This window comes from Vibrio sp. 10N.261.51.F12, assembly GCF_041471725.1.
Lineage (GTDB): Bacteria > Pseudomonadota > Gammaproteobacteria > Enterobacterales > Vibrionaceae > Vibrio.
Map to the genome: position 1 here is coordinate 15,388 of NZ_JBFROV010000014.1, position 19,464 is coordinate 34,851.

The 19,464-nt window shown below is 44.4% G+C and carries 15 protein-coding genes; 11 read left to right on the forward strand and 4 right to left on the reverse strand.

Going from position 1 to position 19,464, the window contains the following annotated elements:
• Window positions 1–355 precede the first annotated feature (355 nt).
• From pheT to AB4405_RS07345, 3 genes are all read right to left on the reverse strand, one after another.
• On the reverse strand, window positions 356–2,776 hold the full coding sequence (pheT, locus tag AB4405_RS07335; protein WP_372060248.1) for a phenylalanine--tRNA ligase subunit beta: 2,421 nt from the start codon (window positions 2,774–2,776) through the stop codon (window positions 356–358).
• 18 nt (window positions 2,777–2,794) lie between these two features.
• Complete coding sequence (gene pheS, locus AB4405_RS07340) at window positions 2,795–3,778, reverse strand: phenylalanine--tRNA ligase subunit alpha (protein WP_372060249.1); 984 nt, start codon at window positions 3,776–3,778, stop codon at window positions 2,795–2,797.
• Between the two features lie 194 nt (window positions 3,779–3,972).
• Complete coding sequence (locus AB4405_RS07345; protein ID WP_372060250.1) at window positions 3,973–4,674, reverse strand: class I SAM-dependent methyltransferase; 702 nt, start codon at window positions 4,672–4,674, stop codon at window positions 3,973–3,975.
• Window positions 4,675–4,842: 168 nt separating this feature from the next.
• Between AB4405_RS07345 and AB4405_RS07350 the strand changes: the two genes are divergently transcribed.
• The 7 genes from AB4405_RS07350 to AB4405_RS07380 all read left to right on the forward strand — a co-directional run bounded on the left by AB4405_RS07350 (window position 4,843) and on the right by AB4405_RS07380 (window position 12,751).
• Window positions 4,843–5,466, forward strand: coding sequence for an NAD(P)H-dependent oxidoreductase (locus tag AB4405_RS07350; protein ID WP_372060251.1), 624 nt, complete (start codon window positions 4,843–4,845; stop codon window positions 5,464–5,466).
• Complete coding sequence (locus AB4405_RS07355; protein WP_372060252.1) at window positions 5,463–7,388, forward strand: monovalent cation:proton antiporter-2 (CPA2) family protein; 1,926 nt, start codon at window positions 5,463–5,465, stop codon at window positions 7,386–7,388. Before AB4405_RS07350 ends, AB4405_RS07355 begins: the two co-directional genes overlap by 4 nt.
• A gap of 101 nt (window positions 7,389–7,489) precedes the next feature.
• Window positions 7,490–8,779, forward strand: a complete 1,290-nt coding sequence (locus AB4405_RS07360; protein WP_372060678.1) for an MATE family efflux transporter — start codon at window positions 7,490–7,492, stop codon at window positions 8,777–8,779.
• Between the two features lie 55 nt (window positions 8,780–8,834).
• Entirely contained in the window at window positions 8,835–9,170 is a 336-nt protein-coding gene (locus AB4405_RS07365) for a rhodanese-like domain-containing protein (protein ID WP_372060679.1), read from the forward strand.
• Window positions 9,171–9,412: 242 nt separating this feature from the next.
• A complete protein-coding gene (locus tag AB4405_RS07370; protein ID WP_372060253.1) occupies window positions 9,413–11,521 on the forward strand; it encodes a diguanylate cyclase in 2,109 nt (702 codons plus the stop codon).
• A gap of 255 nt (window positions 11,522–11,776) precedes the next feature.
• Window positions 11,777–12,424: a CatB-related O-acetyltransferase gene (locus tag AB4405_RS07375; protein WP_372060254.1), complete on the forward strand. Its 648-nt coding sequence runs from the start codon at window positions 11,777–11,779 to the stop codon at window positions 12,422–12,424.
• Window positions 12,425–12,475: 51 nt separating this feature from the next.
• On the forward strand, window positions 12,476–12,751 hold the full coding sequence (locus tag AB4405_RS07380; protein ID WP_102467841.1) for a nitrogenase-stabilizing/protective protein NifW: 276 nt from the start codon (window positions 12,476–12,478) through the stop codon (window positions 12,749–12,751).
• Window positions 12,752–12,818: 67 nt separating this feature from the next.
• On the opposite strand, the gene AB4405_RS07385 is transcribed toward AB4405_RS07380, so the two are convergent.
• Complete coding sequence (locus tag AB4405_RS07385; RefSeq protein ID WP_372060255.1) at window positions 12,819–13,898, reverse strand: TRAP transporter substrate-binding protein; 1,080 nt, start codon at window positions 13,896–13,898, stop codon at window positions 12,819–12,821.
• A gap of 677 nt (window positions 13,899–14,575) precedes the next feature.
• Here AB4405_RS07385 and AB4405_RS07390 point away from each other — a divergent pair.
• The 4 genes from AB4405_RS07390 (at window position 14,576) to AB4405_RS07405 (ending at window position 19,439) form a co-directional block, all read left to right on the forward strand.
• Window positions 14,576–15,196 (forward strand): LysE family translocator, encoded by a 621-nt coding sequence (locus AB4405_RS07390; RefSeq protein ID WP_102467843.1) that lies wholly within the window; start codon window positions 14,576–14,578, stop codon window positions 15,194–15,196.
• 357 nt (window positions 15,197–15,553) lie between these two features.
• The gene (gene nirB, locus AB4405_RS07395; protein WP_372060256.1) at window positions 15,554–18,112 is read left to right on the forward strand and encodes a nitrite reductase large subunit NirB; all 2,559 of its coding nucleotides are present in this window, start codon (window positions 15,554–15,556) and stop codon (window positions 18,110–18,112) included.
• Between the two features lie 2 nt (window positions 18,113–18,114).
• Complete coding sequence (gene nirD, locus AB4405_RS07400) at window positions 18,115–18,438, forward strand: nitrite reductase small subunit NirD (protein ID WP_372060257.1); 324 nt, start codon at window positions 18,115–18,117, stop codon at window positions 18,436–18,438.
• Window positions 18,439–18,581: 143 nt separating this feature from the next.
• Complete coding sequence (locus AB4405_RS07405; protein ID WP_102467846.1) at window positions 18,582–19,439, forward strand: formate/nitrite transporter family protein; 858 nt, start codon at window positions 18,582–18,584, stop codon at window positions 19,437–19,439.
• The last annotated feature ends 25 nt before the right edge of the window (window positions 19,440–19,464 follow it).

The following is a 19,464-nucleotide window of genomic DNA, read 5'->3' on the forward strand; positions in this document are numbered from 1 at the left end:
CAGGATTTTATCTTACACAACCAAGCACTTACCCCTATTTCGATACAATCATCCAATATAAAGGCAAATAAACAAAAAAACCAACATTAAACACCATTAAAACCCATTAAAAAAGAATAAAAGAGATACTCCACTAAATACAAAAACCTTAATCCAGCACACATTTTTTACAGAAATAACAAGCAAAAACAGAGAGTTGCGGCTAAATATTGGATATGAAACACGTTTAATTCCCACTCTGGAACTGGACAAAATATCCGGTTGCAGACTAGAATTTCAGGTTGATTATTTCTTTTAGATACAAAAAAGGCGAGCTTCATATCGCTCGCCTTAGTCTTATCATTGGAACGTCAGATTAGTCGCGTAATACCGCGCTGAACTTATCAGCAACAGAGGCGACGATAGCATCGACTGATCCAGCGATGTCTGCATCTTCAAGTGTGCGCTCTACAGACTGTAGGCTAAGTGCGATAGCTAGGCTCTTCTTACCTTCTTCTACACCTTTACCAACGTATACGTCGAATAGCTTAGCGTCTGTTAAGAACTCACCACCAGCAGCGATACACGCTTCAACGATGTCGCCAGAAGCAACAGCTTCATCGACAACCAGTGCGATATCACGACGGTTTGCAGGGAACTTAGATACTGCGACGGCTTCTGGAAGCACGCGAGTGTTAATAGCTGCCCATTCGATTTCGAATACGATAGTACGGCCGTTAAGCCCAAACTTACGCTCTAGTTCTGGGTGAACAGTACCAATGATACCCACTTCTTTCTCAGTTTCGAGACCAGCGTCTACAACGATCGCCGCAGTTTGACCTGGATGAAGTGCTGGGTGCTTAGCGGCTTTAAAGCTGTATGCTTTTTCGTTCGCTGAGAGCTCAAGAACGGCTTCTAGGTCACCTTTAAGATCGAAGAAATCAACAGTGTTCGTTGCCATGTCCCAGTGCTCTTCGCCACGCGTACCAGAGATAACGCCCGCAAGCATCATTTCTTGGCGCATGCCGTTTTCAGCCGTTGCTTCAGGGATGAAACGTAGGCCTGATTCGAATAGACGAACGCGAGACTGTTGACGCTTCTGGTTGTGAACAACGGTGTTTAGAAGACCTTGGATTAGGCCAAGACGCATTGCTGACATATCCGCAGAGATTGGGAATGGCAGGATTAGCGGCTCAACACCAGGTACAACAAGCTTTTGCTGTTCTGGTTCTACGAAGCTGTATGTGATTGCTTCGTGGTAGCCACGGTCGACAAGAAGGTCACGAACGCGCTTAAGCGGTTGGTTAGCTTCTTTGTGGTCATTCATTTTAAGTGCCGCTTTAGGCGCTTGGTTTGGAATGTTATCGTAACCGTAGATACGACCTACTTCTTCAATTAGGTCTTGCTCGATTGCGATATCAAAACGCCAAGATGGAGACGTTGCCGTCCAACCTGCGTCTGTGCTTTCTGTATCTTCAACAACAGTAACTTCACAACCTAGGCGAGTAAGAATTTCCACTACGTCTGTAGATGGGATTTCGTGACCTAGTAGGCTGTCTAGCTTAGCGCGACGTAGAGCAACGACGTTTGCTTTAGGAAGATCAGCGTCAGATTCGCTGCCGTTTACTGGCGCAACTTCACCACCACAGATTTCAACGAGAAGCTGTGTTGCACGCTCCATAGCAGCTGCTTGAAGTGTTGAATCAACACCACGTTCGAAACGTAGAGAAGAATCTGTGTGAAGGCCGTAAGCACGTGCGCGACCACGGATGTGATCCGGTGCGAAGAATGCCGCTTCAAGAAGTACATCAGTTGTTTCAGTAGTCACACCTGAATCTTGACCGCCAAAGATACCAGCGATGGCTAGTGCTTTGTTTTGGTCAGCGATAACAAGCGTGTTGCTGTTTAGTTCAGCTTCGTTGCCATCTAGAAGTGTTAGCTTTTCGCCCTGCTCTGCTAGACGAACCACGATACCGCCTTCGATCTTAGCAAGATCAAATGCGTGCATTGGTTGGCCTTGCTCTAGCATCACGTAGTTTGTGATGTCTACCACTGGGTCGATTGAACGGATACCACAACGGCGCAGTTTTTCTTGCATCCAGATTGGCGATTCCGCTTTCACGTTTACGTTCTTAACCACACGGCCAAGGTAACGTGGACAAGCATCCGTTGCTTTGATTTCAACAGATACTGTGTCTTCAATGCTTGTTGCAACAACGTCAACGGTTGGCTCTGTCACGTCTGCGCGGTTTAGTACGCCAACTTCACGAGCAAGGCCACGGATGCTGAAGCAGTCTGCGCGGTTTGCTGTTAGGTCTACGTCGATGGTGACGTCGTTAAGCTCAAGAAGCTCACGTACGTCCAACCCTAGTGTTGTGCCTTCTGGCAGCTCAAGGATGCCGTCAGACTCTACGTCGATACCTAGCTCAGAGAAAGAACAAAGCATGCCGTGCGATGGAACGCCACGTAGTTTTGCTTTCTTGATTTTGAAATCACCAGGAAGTACTGCGCCAACGGTTGCTACTGCTACCGTTAGGCCAAGACGACAGTTAGATGCACCACATACGATGTCTAAAAGCTCTTCTTCGCCGATATCAATTTTTGTAACTTGTAGTTTGTCTGCGTCTGGGTGCTGACCGCACTCAACCACTTTACCGACTTTAACGCCGGTGAAAACACCTGCGACAGGTTCTACATCGTCAACTTCCAAACCAGCCATAGTGATTTGGTGAGCTAGCTCTTCGCTGTTAATTGCAGGTTTAACCCACTCGCGTAGCCAAGATTCACTGAATTTCATAGTTTTGACTGCCCCGGATTACTTGAATTGTTTAAGGAAACGAAGGTCGTTCTCGAAGAACGCACGAAGGTCATTTACGCCGTAACGAAGCATCGTTAGACGCTCTACACCCATACCGAATGCAAAACCAGAGTATTTCTCAGGGTCGATGCCAACAGAGCGAAGTACGTTAGGGTGAACCATGCCACAACCTAGAACTTCTAGCCATTTGCCATCTTTACGTTTCACGTCAACTTCAGCTGAAGGCTCTGTGAACGGGAAGAATGAAGGACGGAAACGCACTTCAACTTCTTCTTCAAAGAAGTTACAAAGGAAATCGTTAAGAATGCCTTTAAGTTGCGCGAAGTTTACGTTCTCATCAACTAACATACCTTCCACTTGGTGGAACATTGGCGTGTGAGTTTGATCGTAGTCGTTACGGTAAACACGACCCGGAGCAATAAAGCGGAAAGGCGGTTTGCCGTTTTCCATCGTACGGATTTGAACACCAGAAGTGTGCGTACGTAGCATTAGATCAGGGTTGAAGAAGAAAGTATCGTGATCAGTACGAGCTGGGTGATCGTCTGCGATGTTGAGTGCATCAAAGTTGTGGAATGCATCTTCAATCTCAGGGCCAGACTCAGTGCTAAAGCCAAGCTCACCAAAGAACTGTTCGATACGCTCAACAGTGCGAGTCACTGGATGAAGGCCACCATTCTCGATGCGACGGCCTGGAAGGCTCACATCAATCATTTCTGCCGCTAATTTCGCTTCTAGCTCTGCACGTTGTAGTGCATCTTTACGCGCAGCGATCGCTTGTTGAACCGCACCTTTCGCTTTGTTGATCTCTTGACCAGCAGTACGACGCTCTTCAGGTGGCAATTTACCTAGGCTTTGTAGCTGAAGAGTGAGTTCACCCTTCTTACCTAAATACTGAACTCGCACTTCATCGAGTGCGACTAACGAATCTGCTGTATCAATCGCAGTGGTTGCGTTAGCAATGATCTCTTCTAGCTGTTGCATCGTATCCTCATCTACCTATTGGTAGTGTGTCCATAACGGTGTTTTTTGATAGCTGTCTATAGTAATCAAACACGCCAGTAAAGCCAAATTGATTCGTGATTTGAGCAGGTTACCGAGCAAAAAAAGACCATTTTTAACCAATTAAGATCAAAACCACCCGCAACATGAGCAAAACTGAACGGTATGAAGCTCGCTCAACTCGCTTTCATTGCGCGAATAAACACAAAATTGGGGCATCGTGACAGCTTTTTATAGGTTGCTGGTGCCACTGTTTTCATTTTGATGTCTGGCGTGCCTTCCGAAAATGTATCCAATATAAATCCATGATCTTTTAATGCTGCAAAGAGACTCGTCAAAGAACGACGATAGAAACTTACCTCAACGGGTTCACCCGTCGTATCCCAAAATTCAGTAATTTTCTCTACCGCAAAATAGTTGCTATTTTGATTCGATGCGTCGAAGTCAATAATGGGATGATGTGTTGAAAAGACAAAGACTCCTCCTGTTTTCAGCACTCTGGCTACGTCGGCAAATAACGGTGCCAAATCAGGTAAGTAATGAATCATGAGTGGGCAAACCACCACGTCAAATTTGCCATCTGTTTCCTGCGGTAAACCTAACGATAAATCTTGCGCATAGACACGACCATTGCCGTTCAGTTTCGCTAAAGTAATTTGCACCATTTCGTCTGATGCATCGATGGCGGTCACATTTGCACCTTGTTTCTGAAAAATAGCCGCGTAAACGCCAGATCCGCACCCGAGATCGAGGACATGTTTATGGTTTAGATCCCCTAGCAACCCCAACGTTGTTGGTCTTTCATACAAAGCGTTATAAGCATTATTTTGAATCGCTTCATCGTATTTCTTTGCATGCTTTTTATACATTTCACCCATTTTTCTCTCGCTTTTTGTCTACATCACTTACCAATTAATAGCCATGACTTAAAAATAGATTAACGACATAATAAATAGCTTAACTAATTGATAAATAGCTTGTTGTATACTAAACATTATAACTCGTTGACGATAATATCCATACGTTCAGGAACGATACAAAACCATATGAATGATCTTAAAAACAAAGTCTTAGTGCTTTATGCGCATCCTTCTCAGCGACGCTCTGAAGTCAACATGCCAATGTACAGGGACGCGCTAAGCGTTGAGGGAGTGACTGTCGTCGATCTATACTCCGAATACCCTACTTATCATATCGATATCGACAAAGAGCAACAACGACTGCTTGAGCACGATATCATCATCTTCCAATTTCCTTTGTACTGGTATTCTACGCCATCAATCCTCAAAGAATGGCAAGATCTAGTGCTTGAATATGGCTTTGCTTATGGTCATGAGGGTACACAACTCGCCGGTAAACGGTTTTTCTGCTCCATCTCAGCAGGTGGAAAAGCAGAAGCCTATCAAACCGATGGTTATAACCACTTTACGATCAGGGAACTCCTTCAACCTTTGGAGCAAATGGCCAACCTAACCGGTCTTGTCTATCTCCCGCCTTTTGTTTTATTTGGTTCCCGGACGGCCAAAGAAGAGCATCGTATCACCAAACATAGACAACAATGGAAAGAACTCCTTGAGTTACTCGTCTCAGACCAATTTAACGTGGCGAAAGCCGCGCCTTTAGAAAAACTCAACCATTATTGGCCTCACGACACGGAGTCATCGTTATGACCGGATATTTTTTACAAGCGTTCATCTATCTGTTTGCCGCTGTCATCGCCGTTCCCATTGCAAAGCGCCTTGGTCTCGGTTCAGTTCTTGGTTATCTGATAGCAGGCGTTGTCATAGGGCCTATCATCGGGCTCGTTGGCGAAGAGACGACAACGATACAACACTTCGCTGAGTTTGGCGTTGTCATGATGCTATTTTTGGTCGGACTAGAACTTGAACCAAAAATGTTATGGGCGATGCGACATCGTTTAATGGGCCTTGGCGGATTACAAGTTGGCGGGTCCGCAGCCATTGTCATGGCGATCGCGCTCTTCGCTGAGTTTACTTGGACCGTATCATTGACCATCGGCTTGATTTTCGCACTCTCTTCAACGGCAATCGTATTGCAGACTTTCAATGAGAAAGGACTGACCAAGACAGAAGGCGGGAAAAACGCTTTTTCTGTATTGCTGTTCCAAGATATTGCTGTCATTCCAATGCTTGCTTTTATCCCTTTACTCGCCCTTCCCGAATTAATAGAACAAGCTCAATCCGTTGCGACTAACGTCGCGGAACACCACGATGATCTGAGCCTCGTCGCCGATCTTCCAGGCTGGGCTTATGGCATCGTCATTATAACGTCGATCGCCATTGTCGTCGTTGGAGGACACTACCTCAGTCGCCCACTATTTCGTTTTGTTGCCTCATCGGGCTTACGAGAAATTTTTACCGCAACAGCCTTAATGTTAGTGATTGGTATCGCAGCGTTAATGAGCTTAGTGGGTCTATCCCCTGCACTGGGCACATTCCTAGCCGGAGTCGTATTAGCAAACAGTGAATTTAGGCATGAGCTGGAATCGAATATTGACCCGTTTAAAGGACTGTTGCTAGGACTCTTCTTTATCACTGTTGGTGCAGGCATCAACTTTGGTATCTTGTTCGATGATTTCATTCTTATCATCACAATGACCATAGGCGTGATGGCAATCAAAGCGCTTGTTCTCTATGTTTTAGCCCTCATGTTCAAGATTCGTGGTAGTGACCGATGGTTGTTTACGTTAAGTCTTGCTCAAGCCGGCGAATTTGGTTTCGTTCTATTAAGCTTTTCAGTGCAAAACCATGTGTTACCGACTGATATTGCGCAAATTCTGTCGTTAGTGGTTGCGCTTTCGATGTTCCTTACTCCAGCCTTATTTATCTTATTTGACAAGGTCATATTGCCTAAGTTTGAAAAGACGATAAACGATAGAGAAGAAGATACTATCGACGAGCAAGGCTGCGTGGTGATTGCTGGGATTGGCCGTTTTGGTCAAATCATCAACCGCCTACTGGTTGCCAACAACGTGCAGACCGTCGTTCTTGATATTAGAGCGGATCAAGTGGATTTGATGCGACAAATTGAAACCAAATCATTTTTTGGAGATGCGACCAAACCTGACATGCTGTACACTGCTAAGCTTGAAGACGCTAAACTATTCGTGATTGCGATAGACAATTACGAAGCCAGTGTAGAGCTTGTAAAATATGTGAAACATACGTACCCTCACGTTAAAATATTGGCTCGTGCGTATGACCGGGGACACAGCTACCAGCTCAGACAAGCAGGGGCTGACTGTATTGAATCAGAAACCTATCACTCTGCACTAGAGCTAGGCTCAAAAGCGATGAGAAGTCTTGGTTTTCATCCTTTCTTTGTTGAGCAACAAAAAACCATATACAAAACGATTGAGAATAGGCAGTCAGATTCGCTATATGAAGGCTGGACCCAAGCAACCGACGAATCACGTTATGATAATAACTATCGCCAACTCTTTATGGAGCTCGAAGAACTCATCAAAGAGGCAATGAAAGTCGATAGGAACGATAAACATTCTCGAGAACGTGGTTGGACACCGCCCCCTAAGGGCTATGCTGACAATCTTGATAAGTCAGACCCATCCTAATCCAGTAAAAAGCGGGCATTGGTGCCCGTTTTTTATTCAACCAAAATAAAGATGATATCGTGGATACAGAAACCAAAAATCTCGCTCACCAGCTATTTAAAATGACGCTCCCTATGGTTTTAGGTGTGTTGTCATTAATGAGCTTTCAACTTGTCGATAGTGCCTTTATCGGTCAACTAGGCGTCTTACCTCTCGCTGCACAAGGCTTCACCCTGCCAATGCAAATGGTGATCATCGGTATTCAAGTTGGCTTAGGTATTGCGACAACCGCCATTATCTCTCGCGCACTAGGCTCGAATGATGAGCGCTATGCCAAACAACTTGGTGGGCTCATTCTATTATTTGGTAGCTTAGGGGTCAGCTTTATCGGCGTTATTATTTGGCTGTTACGTTATCCTATTTTGTCAATGCTGAGTGCCCCAGAGGCCGTGTACCCTGTCATCGACAGTTATTGGCCTTATTGGTTAGTCAGTTCGTGGGTGGGCGCAGTATTGTATTTTTACTACAGTGTCTGTCGTTCAAACGGTAACACTGTTTTGCCTGGTATGATGATGATGGTCACCAGCTTAATCAACCTTGCGTTGGACCCACTTTTTATTTTCACCTTCGATATGGGAATAAACGGCGCGGCTATCGCAACCATTGTTGCGTTTGGGATTGGCATTCTCGTCGTCGCGCCGAAAGTCACAGATAAAGGCTGGGCATCATTTGATTGGAGTGATCTTAATATAATCCACAGCCTTCGGTCTATTTGGAAAATAATGGCACCGGCGATGGTCAGTCAACTCTTGCCACCATTGTCTTCCATGCTCGCAACAAAACTACTCGCCACATTTGGTACCGCAGCGGTTGCTGCATGGGCGGTGGGGTCACGATATGAATTCTTTGCTATCGTCACCGTCCTAGCGTTAACCATGTCGATGCCTCCAATGATTGGAAAGCTATTAGGCGGAAAGAACATCCATGATATTAAGAAGCTAGTAAAGATCGCCGTGTTGTACATTTTAGGCTTTCAATTTATCGTAGCCATTATCACATTCATCTTTGCAAAACCGCTCGCCTCGTTAATGACGAGTGAAGATCAGGTGTATCAGGTTCTCCATTACCATCTGCTTCTCGTGCCAATTAGTTTAGGGCCTTTAGGGGTTTGCATGTTGATGGTTTCAATATCTAATGCACTTGGTAAAGCCAAAACCGCTCTCACTATTTCGACCCTTCGGTTATTTGCTTTCTTCTTGCCCTGTTTGTGGGTTGGATCTCAGCTTGGGGGCATTGAAGGATTATTCTATGGTGCACTTACTGGTAATATTCTGGCAGGATTGAGCGCTTGGTTAATGTATAACTTTTCGATGAAACAGTTAGAACGCTCATTGCTCGAGCACCACAGCTAAGGCACACTATCTAATAGGACGCAGAGGAGGAGCATGCATGAACATCAAACGATTAATGGCGGGTATTGCACTACTATCCGCGCTGCTGAGCACAGGCACTTTTGCATCAGAAAGAGCGGCTCTTGGTTGGCAAAAGATACAACAAGGTGCCATGGTTATTGATGTTAGAACCCCACAAGAGTTTGCCGATGGACACTTAGATAACGCCATTAATTTTCCTCTGTCGACACTAGAACAGCATGCTTCAGACCTCGACAAAGCAACCCCTATCGTTTTGTATTGCCGCAGTGGTAACCGTTCTGGTCAAGCCTACCAATATTTAACATCGCTAGGATTCACTCAATTGCACAATGCGGGTGGGTTACAAGAGATACAAATCGAAATCGCTTAATAAATTGGTCCATTCGTCGTGAGCGTTCGAGATAGATAAACGCGCTTCTTGCCGTTCGTCTATCTCACCACCCCCGCACAACTCGGCCCTCGATCTTATATTCTCTAGCAAAACATCATTACTATGATCACTTAACATCGATATACATTTACTATTCAGCAAGTTAACATTGAATTATCTATTTATATGTTTAGTATTAAAGCCATATAGACAACCCCATGCATTAGAGAGAAGAATTGGAATTGAGCACCAAGTTATGTCGTTCTTTAGAGGTTCTGATGCTTATCTTCATCAGTTCTTGGGGGATACTCCATGCTTCTCTAACGCACGCTGAGGATCACGCTAAAACGTATTATGTGTCTGCATATGAACATGATTTTTTAGCGCGGTTTATCTTTTCGACGATCGAGCAGCAAACAGATATAACCTTTACGTATGTCGATTATCCTACCTTTAGTGATCGCCTTGACGCTGTAGAAAATACCGACTTAGACTTTGTCGCCAATATTACTTTTACGAAAAGTCGTGCCCAACGTTTTTCTTATTCTTCACCAATGAATATTGAACCGACTTATGTTTTTAGTCTCGATGGTAAACCCTTTGATGAGTTGAACACTATCGGTAACACTATGGGTACCGCCTTCACCGACATCATTCAGAGATATTATCCAGATAAACGTGTTTTAGATTTTAACGACAATGATGTTGCTTACGAGGTACTGAGCAACGGAGACATCGACGGCTACATTGGTACTTTCCTTCAGTTAGAAGGTTTTCTCAATGCAGGGTTTAAGTCCCAAATGATCAATGACAAAGTCACTATCCCACCCGTTTCAATCATTACCAATAAACCTGAAAATATCGATTTGCTTGAGATCTTCAGCCAAATAATTTCGCAAGAAGACGTCCAAAAGCAAATGAGGAAATACGTAGATGACTACATTAGCCGCGTCGCCATCGAGCAGCTACAAAGAAAAATAGAAGTGTCGAATTTGGATTTGAACAAGCCTATCTCCATATACCTGAATCCACGACAGCCTTATGTTTTCTCTCATAAAAATGGTAACCCTGGCGGTATTTCTGTCGATTTTGCTAAGGCAGTTTGTGAATTGAATGCTCTTGATTGCGCTTTTGTTTATGACCCCACCGAACCTTGGTCCGAGAGCATTGATAAGATAAAGAAAGGCGAACGCGATGTTACGACCCCTATTGCACCATCAAAAAATCGCCAAGCATTCGCCTATTTTAGCAGGCCTTACGTCGCAATCGACGGTGTGATCGCCAAACGTATAGGATTTAAAGAAGAAGTTCACAGGCATATTTCCGAGCTATTTGCCGAAAAAATTGGCGTCGTGACTGGTGACATATTTGCTAAAGTCACTCAACGTTTACTTCCAAATAAGGCGCTGACTTTTTATCCCAATACAAAAAGCATGTTAGCCGGATTGACCAACAAAGAGATTAATTACGCGGTAACCAATCGCGTGACGTTAAATAAGCTTTTATATGACGAGCAAATCTCGAATGTCATCGAAGATAAGTATTTTCATCCTTTCCACCGTTCTGAACTCAGTTTCGGTTTTCCCAAAACCGAACGCGGAGAGGCCCTCTCTCGTCTTTTCAATCGAACGCTGGACTTTATTGATGCGGACACCATCAATAAACGTTATCTGCCACCAGCAAATTGGCGGGAATTACACGAAAAAGAACAAGAAACACAACGCTTAGACATTATTAATACACTCCTAGCATTATTGGTCATGGTTAGCCTCTTTTTCTGGTTCCTCACTTACCATAGAGCGAATCAGGATGCGCTGACTAAGTTGAAAAACCGCCACGCCTTGAATCGAATTCGCAAGCAAACGCTGGGGAAAGGCAATTATCTTATTTACATCGATCTCAACAAATTTAAACACATTAACGACACCTACGGCCATAATGTCGGCGACCAAGTTTTACGCTGCTATACAAAGCGACTTAACGAAACATTTAAAGGCAATATTTACCGCATCGGGGGCGATGAGTTTGTCGTAATCAGTGACTTATCCGGCAAGCGTATTGAGCAAACCCTGCCTAAGTTAGAGTCATTTGAATTTTCGCTACGTGGCAAAAATATTAATCTGACACTATCGGCCTCTGTTGGCGTATTTTTGCCAGACACCAGCAACTTAAGTATTAAGCAGTTGCTTATTTATACCGATTTTGCGATGTATGAAGCAAAGAATGACGATATAAAACAAAGTGTTCTGGTTGACAAACAAAAACTACGTGAGCTTATTGAGCTCCACGATCCTACGCTTAAGGCCCACCGGTCAGGGCAAACCGACATGACAAGACGCCCTATGCAATAACATTGATTGATCGCACAACTGCTATCGAATTGTTGTGCGATCATCCGGCTTACAATAAAGAGTCCAATAATGTTACGACAGCTTCGACTCATCATTGGGCTCTGCCCTTCCTCATCCAGGCTTTGTTGCGGTACATTAAAAATGGCACTTATTCCCTTGTTAAAACAACCACGAATCCACTGACGTTGAATGATCACTGCTGAGCCTGCGTTTGGGCTTGCACACCATCAATTTCAACCGAAACAAGGTAACAAGATGAACAATAAACATTGGTCTACATTCCAGTTATTGCACGAAGTCGTTCAAAATAAAAATATATCGATCAAAGGTAAATACAGCTATTACAGCGACTGTTGGGATAATGGATTCGAAGAATCTGCCATACGCTACCTACACGGCGACAAAGTAAGCCGCGAGTGGGATCCACGGTGGCCAATTGATCGGCTACATATTGGTGATTACGTATGCATCGCCGCAGAGACCATTATTTTAATGGGTGGAAACCATAACCATCGAGCAGATTGGTTTTGCCTCTATCCATTCATGCAAGATATTGAGCAATCCTACCAAGGCAAAGGTGACACACACATTAAGGACGGGGCATGGCTGGGGATGCGCTGTATGATTATGCCCGGCGTCACCATTGGCGAGGGTGCAATTGTCGCCGCAAACAGTGTGGTTACCAAAGATGTTGCTCCCTATAGCGTCGTTGCCGGCTCCCCTGCCGCTTTAGTGAAAACTCGCTTTGATGCTGAAACCATCACCGAACTGCTTTCATTTAACATTTATGATTGGTCAACCGACAAGTTTAATGCGTTGAGGCAGTATTTAAGCAGTTCAGACTTCATTGCGTTGAAAAATGCTATCATCGCCTATGATTTAAATGAGTCAAAAGCTCGATGAAACAAGAGCTACGTAAATCAAACGCTACGTGAACCGAGAGTCAAATAGAACATGAGCACCGTCGATATTCAAAAAACCATCGCCAGTTTCACCTCCATAGAGCAGGCACTGACCTATTTTGACATCGGTTTTGATAGCCGATTCATCGATGAAAATCGAACGCAATTAGTCAAACGTTTCAACGGATACTTGCTACTGGAAAAGCCTGATGATTGGTTTTCTGCAAGGCGAGCATTAAAAAATGCCTACTGTAAAGTCCAACGCAGTCTTTTGGATCGGCATACTCGATCAGCCTGTCGTGGTTGTACCTCCTGTCAACGTCGCTAATCAATATAAAGCCCCAATGATCATTCAATCATTGGGGCTTAGTTAAAATCTGCGTCGTTACAGCGTATCAATCTTGATCGTTCAAATACGCACGTAATGACATGTTGGTCCATTCACGCATTTTTGCAAGATACTGCGCTTGTGAATCTAAGATTTCTTTGGCAAGTTTGTCATTACTTGCTTGTTCCTGTAACAAGGTATTATTTGCCTGTTTCAACTCTTCAATGACTTCTGGCGGGAAGCTACGTACCTTGATATTTGGATAATCCGTACTCATCTTCGACCAACTTTGGGCGTTCTCATGCAATGCTTGTGTATACATGTCAAATGCAGCAACACGAAACGATGTTTCCAAAATAACTTTCAAGTCGTCAGGCAGGTCAGCCCAAACCTTCTTATTCACCATAAATTGGGTTTCTGAGCCCGGCTCATGCCATGCAGTGTAGTAATAAGGCGCGATTTTTTGAAATCCCATGCGTAAATCGAAGGCTGGACCAACCCACTCAAGCGCATCAATCGTGCCACGTTCAAGTGACGTATACAGCTCACCAGGCGCAATGTTTGTAGGTTTAGCCCCTACCTTTGCCAACACTTCCCCAGCGAAACCAGGGATACGCATTTTTAGTCCCTGCAAATCTTCAATTGAGTTGATCTCTTTCTTAAACCACCCGCCCATTTGAATATCTGAGTTACCCCCTGGAAAAGACAGCATATTGTGAGGTGCGTATACCTTTTGCATTAACTCAACACCTCCACCATGATAGAACCACGAATACTGTTCCATTGTCGTCATACCAAAGGGCATAGAAGAAAAATACAGGGTGTTCGGTACCTTCCCTTTCCAGTAATATGAGCTCGAGTGCCCTAAATCATATTGCCCTGTCTTCACCATATCAAACACACCAAGTGGTGCTTTATGCTTGTTGGCTGAATCTATACGAATAATGAGACGACCATTCGACATCTCCTTGGCGAGCTTAGCCATATTTTTACTCGCATCACCTAAAATCGGCGTATTTGGGCCCCAAGTCTCCGCTAGCTTAAGACGATATACCTTTTCTTCTGCCTGCACCGCTGAAATGCCGAGCGCGGAACAACTAACAATAAGAAGCCAACTCACTTGGCGAATGGTTTTTTTGAATTCCATTTCTTAGATTCCTTTCTGTTTTATTGGGTTATGTTTACGGTATTGGATTCACTATGACACCATGCGGGCTTGAAACTGCTATGTCAAAACGTTCGACCAACACCCAAACCGAGCCATTATCTCTATAGAAACCCAAGAACAAACTATTTCACTAAATAATAGTCAATAACACACACTTCTCACCTGATTAAAGCGTATTTATGGCGAGCATGACGTTTATTAAATTGATAGATCTATCACGCTATTCGAAAAGCGAAGAGTTCCTATTTTTACGACGTGAGGTGAATGCGTAATAATCACCTCACCATTTAAGATAAGCCGAGCATACAAACACAATGGAAAGAATTCGCCGAAATTATATTGAACGCCTCTTCGCCGCTAAAAAGTTCAAATTCGAAGGAAAAATTATCTACACGTTCCGCTGGCAATAATGATGACAACTATGCTTGTTGCAACACGTTACAAGCGCGGATACCTAATCCTTACACCCCAAAATAAATAATAACAATGTCTTTGGCTAGACATCGCCCATAGGGATTGGGCACTCCTTTCTTTCAGCTTATATGCATTATTTTATTGAATTTCCATTTCATTCACGCCATCGACTTACTTTATATAGTTTTTACTCATTAACTCTGTTAAAAATAATAAACTGATTCCTTAATCAATTGAGCACTATGAGCTGGTCAACGTTAACTATTTTTATTCCCACTTTTTTCTTTGTCTCTATTACTCCAGGTATGTGCATGACATTGGCGCTGACAATGGGAATGAGTATTGGCTATCGACGCACATTATGGATGATGATAGGCGAGCTTATTGGTGTTGCCGTCGTCGCACTTGCTGCCGTTCTCGGTGTGGCGGCAATTATGCTGCGCTATCCCGAATTGTTCGTCATATTTAAAACGATAGGCGCAAGTTACCTCTTCTATCTGGGCGTACAAATGTGGCGCTCAAAAGGCAAGCTGGCGATTTCGGCAGATTCGGATGACACCGTCCAACATAAAGATTGGGATCTCGTTGTCCAAGGATTTGTAACAGCGATTGCCAATCCGAAAGGTTGGGCTTTTATGATTTCGTTGCTACCGCCATTTATCGACCAATCTCAACCAATGACACTGCAAGTATCAATGATGCTGGGAATTATTTTACTCAGTGAATTTATTTGTATGACTATTTATGCCACGGGTGGAAAGGGATTAAAGCGTTCCTTAGGTCAATCTAAAAACGTCAAGGCAATGAACCGTTTTGCCGGGACCTTGATGTGTGCGGTTGGAATATGGTTATTTGTCGGTTAAATACGGCATTTTGGCTCATCTATGTTACTTATTCATAATTCTTCACAATCCACTCACACCAATGAAGGAAACTTTCACTTTTGTAACTACATTCTATTTGTATTACAAAAGTGAATGTCACTACCGCATATTAATAACATGCGCACACCAATAAAAACCCCACCCATTAACAACCCATTTACTTACCATTGCCTTTTCCGATATGTCACGCAGGCAAATGCATAAAAGTACACTATTTGCTCAAGACGCCTACCCCTTTAGGGTAGTTTGAAAGTGTAATTGATTTACATCATATATTAATTTTCTTTCACATTTAACAATGCGCGTAGAATTGAAGAATAACCCTTAGGTATTAATATGAGCAAGATGAAGCTTGTCGTGATCGGTAACGGCATGGTGGGACATCGGTATCTAGAAGACTTAGTCGACAAGACCGATGCTGCCAACTTTGACATTACCGTTTTTTGCGAAGAACCGCGCGTCGCCTATGACCGTGTCCACCTCTCCTCTTATTTCTCTCACCATACTGCAGACGAACTTTCTTTAGTCAAAGAAGGCTTCTATGAAAAACACGGTATTAATGTTCTTATCGGCGAACGCGCGATCAACATAAACCGCGAAAACAAAATCGTCTACTCAAGTACTGGTCGTGAAATCAAGTACGACAAGCTTATCCTTGCAACCGGTTCTTTCCCGTTTGTTCCCCCTATTAAAGGCAACGAGAGCAAAGATTGTTTCGTGTACCGAACCATCGAAGACCTCAAGTCTATCGAAGCCACCGCGAAGAAAAGTAAAAGTGGTGTGGTCATCGGCGGTGGTCTGCTTGGCCTAGAAGCTGCCGGCGCGCTTAAAGCACTTGGTGTTACCACACACGTTATTGAATTCGCACCCGTATTAATGGCTGAACAGCTTGATCTACAAGGTGGCATGCAACTTCGTAACAAGATTGAACGCATGGGCGTTCAGGTACATACCAGCAAAAACACCCAAGAAATCAAACCGGAAGGCAAAACCGCACGTAACACTATGGTGTTTGCGGACGGTACTGACCTTGAAGTGGATTTCATTGTGTTCTCTGCAGGTATCCGTCCACAAGACAAACTGGCTCGTCAAATGGGTCTCGGTATTGCGCCACGCGGCGGCATAGAAATTAATAACAACTGCCAAACCACTGATGCTGATGTATACGCAATTGGTGAATGTGCCTCTTGGAACCGTACTTTCTACGGTTTGGTTGCACCTGGCTACAAAATGGCAACAGTGGCCGTTGATCACCTTGTTGGCAATGACAGCCAATTTGAAGGTGCTGACATGAGCGCGAAGTTAAAGCTTCTTGGCGTAAAAGTTGGTTCAATTGGCGATGCAAACGGTCGTACTCCTGGCTGTAAGAGCTACGTTTACCAAAACGAAGAGCAAGAAGTGTATAAGCGCATCATTGTTTCTGAAGATGGTAAGCAATTGCTTGGCGCGGTCATGGTAGGTGATACCTCTGACTACGGTGACTTGTTGCAACTAAAGCTCAACAATATAGAGCTTCCAGAACACCCAGATATGCTTATCCTCCCAGCTCACGCTGGTGCGGAAAAGCCCTCTCTTGGTGCCGATTCACTGCCTGAAACTGCCGTTATTTGTTCTTGTTTCGACGTAACAAAGGGCAAGATTGCTCAAGCTGTTGCGGATGGTCATCACACGATTGGCGATATTAAAGCCGTAACTGGCGCAGGTACGGGTTGTGGCGGTTGTATCCCACTCGTGACCTCGGTCCTTAACGCTGAGCTTGCGAAATCCGGTATTGAAGTTAAAAACGACGTTTGTGAGCATTTTGCTTATTCTCGTCAAGAGCTGTTCCATCTTATCCGCATCGAAGAAATCAAAACATTCGATGAGCTGCTAGAGAAGCACGGAAAAGGTTACGGTTGCGAAGTGTGTAAACCATTAGCGGGCTCTATCTTAGCGTCATGCTGGGGTGAGCACATCCTTAAGCCTGAACTGGTTAAGCTTCACGATACCAACGATAACTTTTTAGGTAACATCCAAAAAGATGGTACGTACTCAGTGATTCCTCGTATGGCGGGTGGTGAAGTCACACCTGAAGCATTAAAAGTGCTTGCTGAAGTGGCAGCAGAATACAACCTATATACCAAAGTAACCGGTGCACAGCGTATCGGCTTATTTGGCGCACAAAAAGACGACCTTCCAACAATTTGGAAGAAGTTAATTGCTGCTGGTTATGAAACCGGTCAAGCGTATGCAAAAGCGCTACGTATGGCAAAAACGTGTGTCGGCTCAACATGGTGTCGCTATGGCGTGCAAGACTCTGTCGGTCTTGGTTCTCGTATCGAGAATCGCTACAAAGGCATTCGCACTCCACACAAAATGAAGTTTGGTGTCTCTGGCTGTACTCGTGAGTGTGCCGAGGCGCAAGGTAAAGACCTTGGCATCATCGCAACGGATGCCGGTTGGAACATGTATGTATGTGGTAACGGCGGCATGAAGCCTCGTCACGCAGACCTTCTTGCTTCTGATTTAGATGAAGCGACACTACTTCAATACATCGACCGTTTCATGATGTTCTACATCCGTACGGCTGCACCGCTGCAACGTACGTCGGTGTGGATGGACAACATGGAAGGCGGCGTTGACTACCTTCGCGAAGTCATTGTCGATAACAAACTTGGTATTAACGAACAGCTTGAGACTGACGTTGCCAAGCTAATCGGTAACTTTAGCTGTGAATGGACGAATGCAGTGAACGATGAAGCGCAACATCAGCGTTTTGCTCACTTCATTAATAGTGATTTGCGTGATGACAATGTCGTGTTCGTTCAAGAACGCGAACAACACCGTCCAGCTACTTACACAGAGAAGCACCCTGACGCTAAGGGCGACATCCTACACGTAGAGCTGGAGAAATAATCATGGCATTTCAAAAAGTATGCGATATCCAAGACATCATTCCTGGTACTGGCGTTTGTGCACTCATTGATGGACAACAAGTGGCGATCTTCCGTCCTAGAAACAACGACGAAGTTTTTGCCATAAATAACATGGACCCGTTTGCTCGCTCAAACGTCCTTTCTCGCGGCCTAACCTGTGAACACCAAGGTGAACTTTGGGTCGCAAGTCCGTTGAAAAAGCAACGCTTCAACCTCGCCACTGGTCTGTGTTTAGAAGATGAGCGTTTTAGCGTGAAAGCGTATAAGACTCGTGTGACGAAAGGCACCGTCGAAATCTCGGCTTAGCCTTCGGTACGGAACGACATAGTCTTCGAGACTGAATAGCCTATAGGGGTTATTCATTCTAGTTATTGAAAGTCATGACTAGAACTAGCCCCTATCACTATTCAATCTTAACTTTTAACTTAAACTTTTATAGGGACAATTTTATGTCTGGTGATTTTAAACCTGCACAATTCGTACAAACCATGATCGATGTTGGCGAAGCGAAAGTAAAAACAAGCACTCGTGATTTACTATTACGCGGCACGATGGCAGGAATTATTTTGTCTATCGCGGTTGTCGTAGCGATCACAACGATTGTGCAAACTGGTATTGGTATCGTCGGCGCACTTGTGTTCCCAGTGGGTTTCGTCATTTTAAGTGTGATGGGTTACGACCTCGTGACGGGTGTTTTTGGTCTTGCTCCACTCGCCAAGTTTGCTAATCGTCCTGGTGTGACTTGGAACCGTATCTTCCGATGCTGGGGACTGGTTGGCTTAGGTAACCTGATTGGTTCTCTTATCGTCGCTTATCTTGTTGCTATCTCTTTAACAGGTAACTTCTCTCTAGAACTCAATGCCGTCGCGCAAAAATTTGTTGCGGTTTCTACGGCTCGCAGCCTTGGTTTCGAGAACATGGGAATGGACGGTTGGATTACGTGTTTTGTGCGCGGTATTTTCTGTAACTTGATGGTCTGTCTTGGCGTCATTGGTAACATGACAGCTCGCACTGTATCTGGTCGTGTGGCGATGATGTGGTTCCCAATCTTCATCTTCTTTGCACTTGTTTTTGAACACACTGTCGTTAACATGTTCCTATTCCCACTAGGTATGATTCTAGGGGCTGATTTTGGCATCGCAACGTGGTTGAACTTCAACTTAATCCCAACCATCCTTGGTAATATCGTTGGTGGCTTGGTGATGACTTGCATTCCTCTGTACCTGACGCACGCAAAAACAGCGCCGTCTCTAGACGCAGAAAGCAACGTGTCTATCAACGCTGAACCAGCAATGGGTAACAAGTAATACTTTGGCTTGGTCTCACGTTAAC

Excerpts from the sequence above, each read along its gene's own strand:
- AB4405_RS07385 (WP_372060255.1), bottom strand. The coding sequence starts at position 13,898 with ATGGAATTCAAAAAAACCATTCGCCAAGTGAGTTGGCTTCTTATTGTT.
- nirB (WP_372060256.1), top strand. The coding sequence starts at position 15,554 with ATGAGCAAGATGAAGCTTGTCGTGATCGGTAACGGCATGGTGGGACAT.
- AB4405_RS07350 (WP_372060251.1), top strand. The coding sequence starts at position 4,843 with ATGAATGATCTTAAAAACAAAGTCTTAGTGCTTTATGCGCATCCTTCT.
- AB4405_RS07360 (WP_372060678.1), top strand. The coding sequence starts at position 7,490 with ATGACGCTCCCTATGGTTTTAGGTGTGTTGTCATTAATGAGCTTTCAA.
- pheT (WP_372060248.1), bottom strand. The coding sequence starts at position 2,776 with ATGAAATTCAGTGAATCTTGGCTACGCGAGTGGGTTAAACCTGCAATT.
- AB4405_RS07355 (WP_372060252.1), top strand. The coding sequence starts at position 5,463 with ATGACCGGATATTTTTTACAAGCGTTCATCTATCTGTTTGCCGCTGTC.
- nirD (WP_372060257.1), top strand. The coding sequence starts at position 18,115 with ATGGCATTTCAAAAAGTATGCGATATCCAAGACATCATTCCTGGTACT.
- AB4405_RS07390 (WP_102467843.1), top strand. The coding sequence starts at position 14,576 with ATGAGCTGGTCAACGTTAACTATTTTTATTCCCACTTTTTTCTTTGTC.
- AB4405_RS07405 (WP_102467846.1), top strand. The coding sequence starts at position 18,582 with ATGTCTGGTGATTTTAAACCTGCACAATTCGTACAAACCATGATCGAT.
- AB4405_RS07375 (WP_372060254.1), top strand. The coding sequence starts at position 11,777 with ATGAACAATAAACATTGGTCTACATTCCAGTTATTGCACGAAGTCGTT.
- pheS (WP_372060249.1), bottom strand. The coding sequence starts at position 3,778 with ATGCAACAGCTAGAAGAGATCATTGCTAACGCAACCACTGCGATTGAT.
- AB4405_RS07345 (WP_372060250.1), bottom strand. The coding sequence starts at position 4,674 with ATGGGTGAAATGTATAAAAAGCATGCAAAGAAATACGATGAAGCGATT.
- AB4405_RS07380 (WP_102467841.1), top strand. The coding sequence starts at position 12,476 with ATGAGCACCGTCGATATTCAAAAAACCATCGCCAGTTTCACCTCCATA.
- AB4405_RS07365 (WP_372060679.1), top strand. The coding sequence starts at position 8,835 with ATGGCGGGTATTGCACTACTATCCGCGCTGCTGAGCACAGGCACTTTT.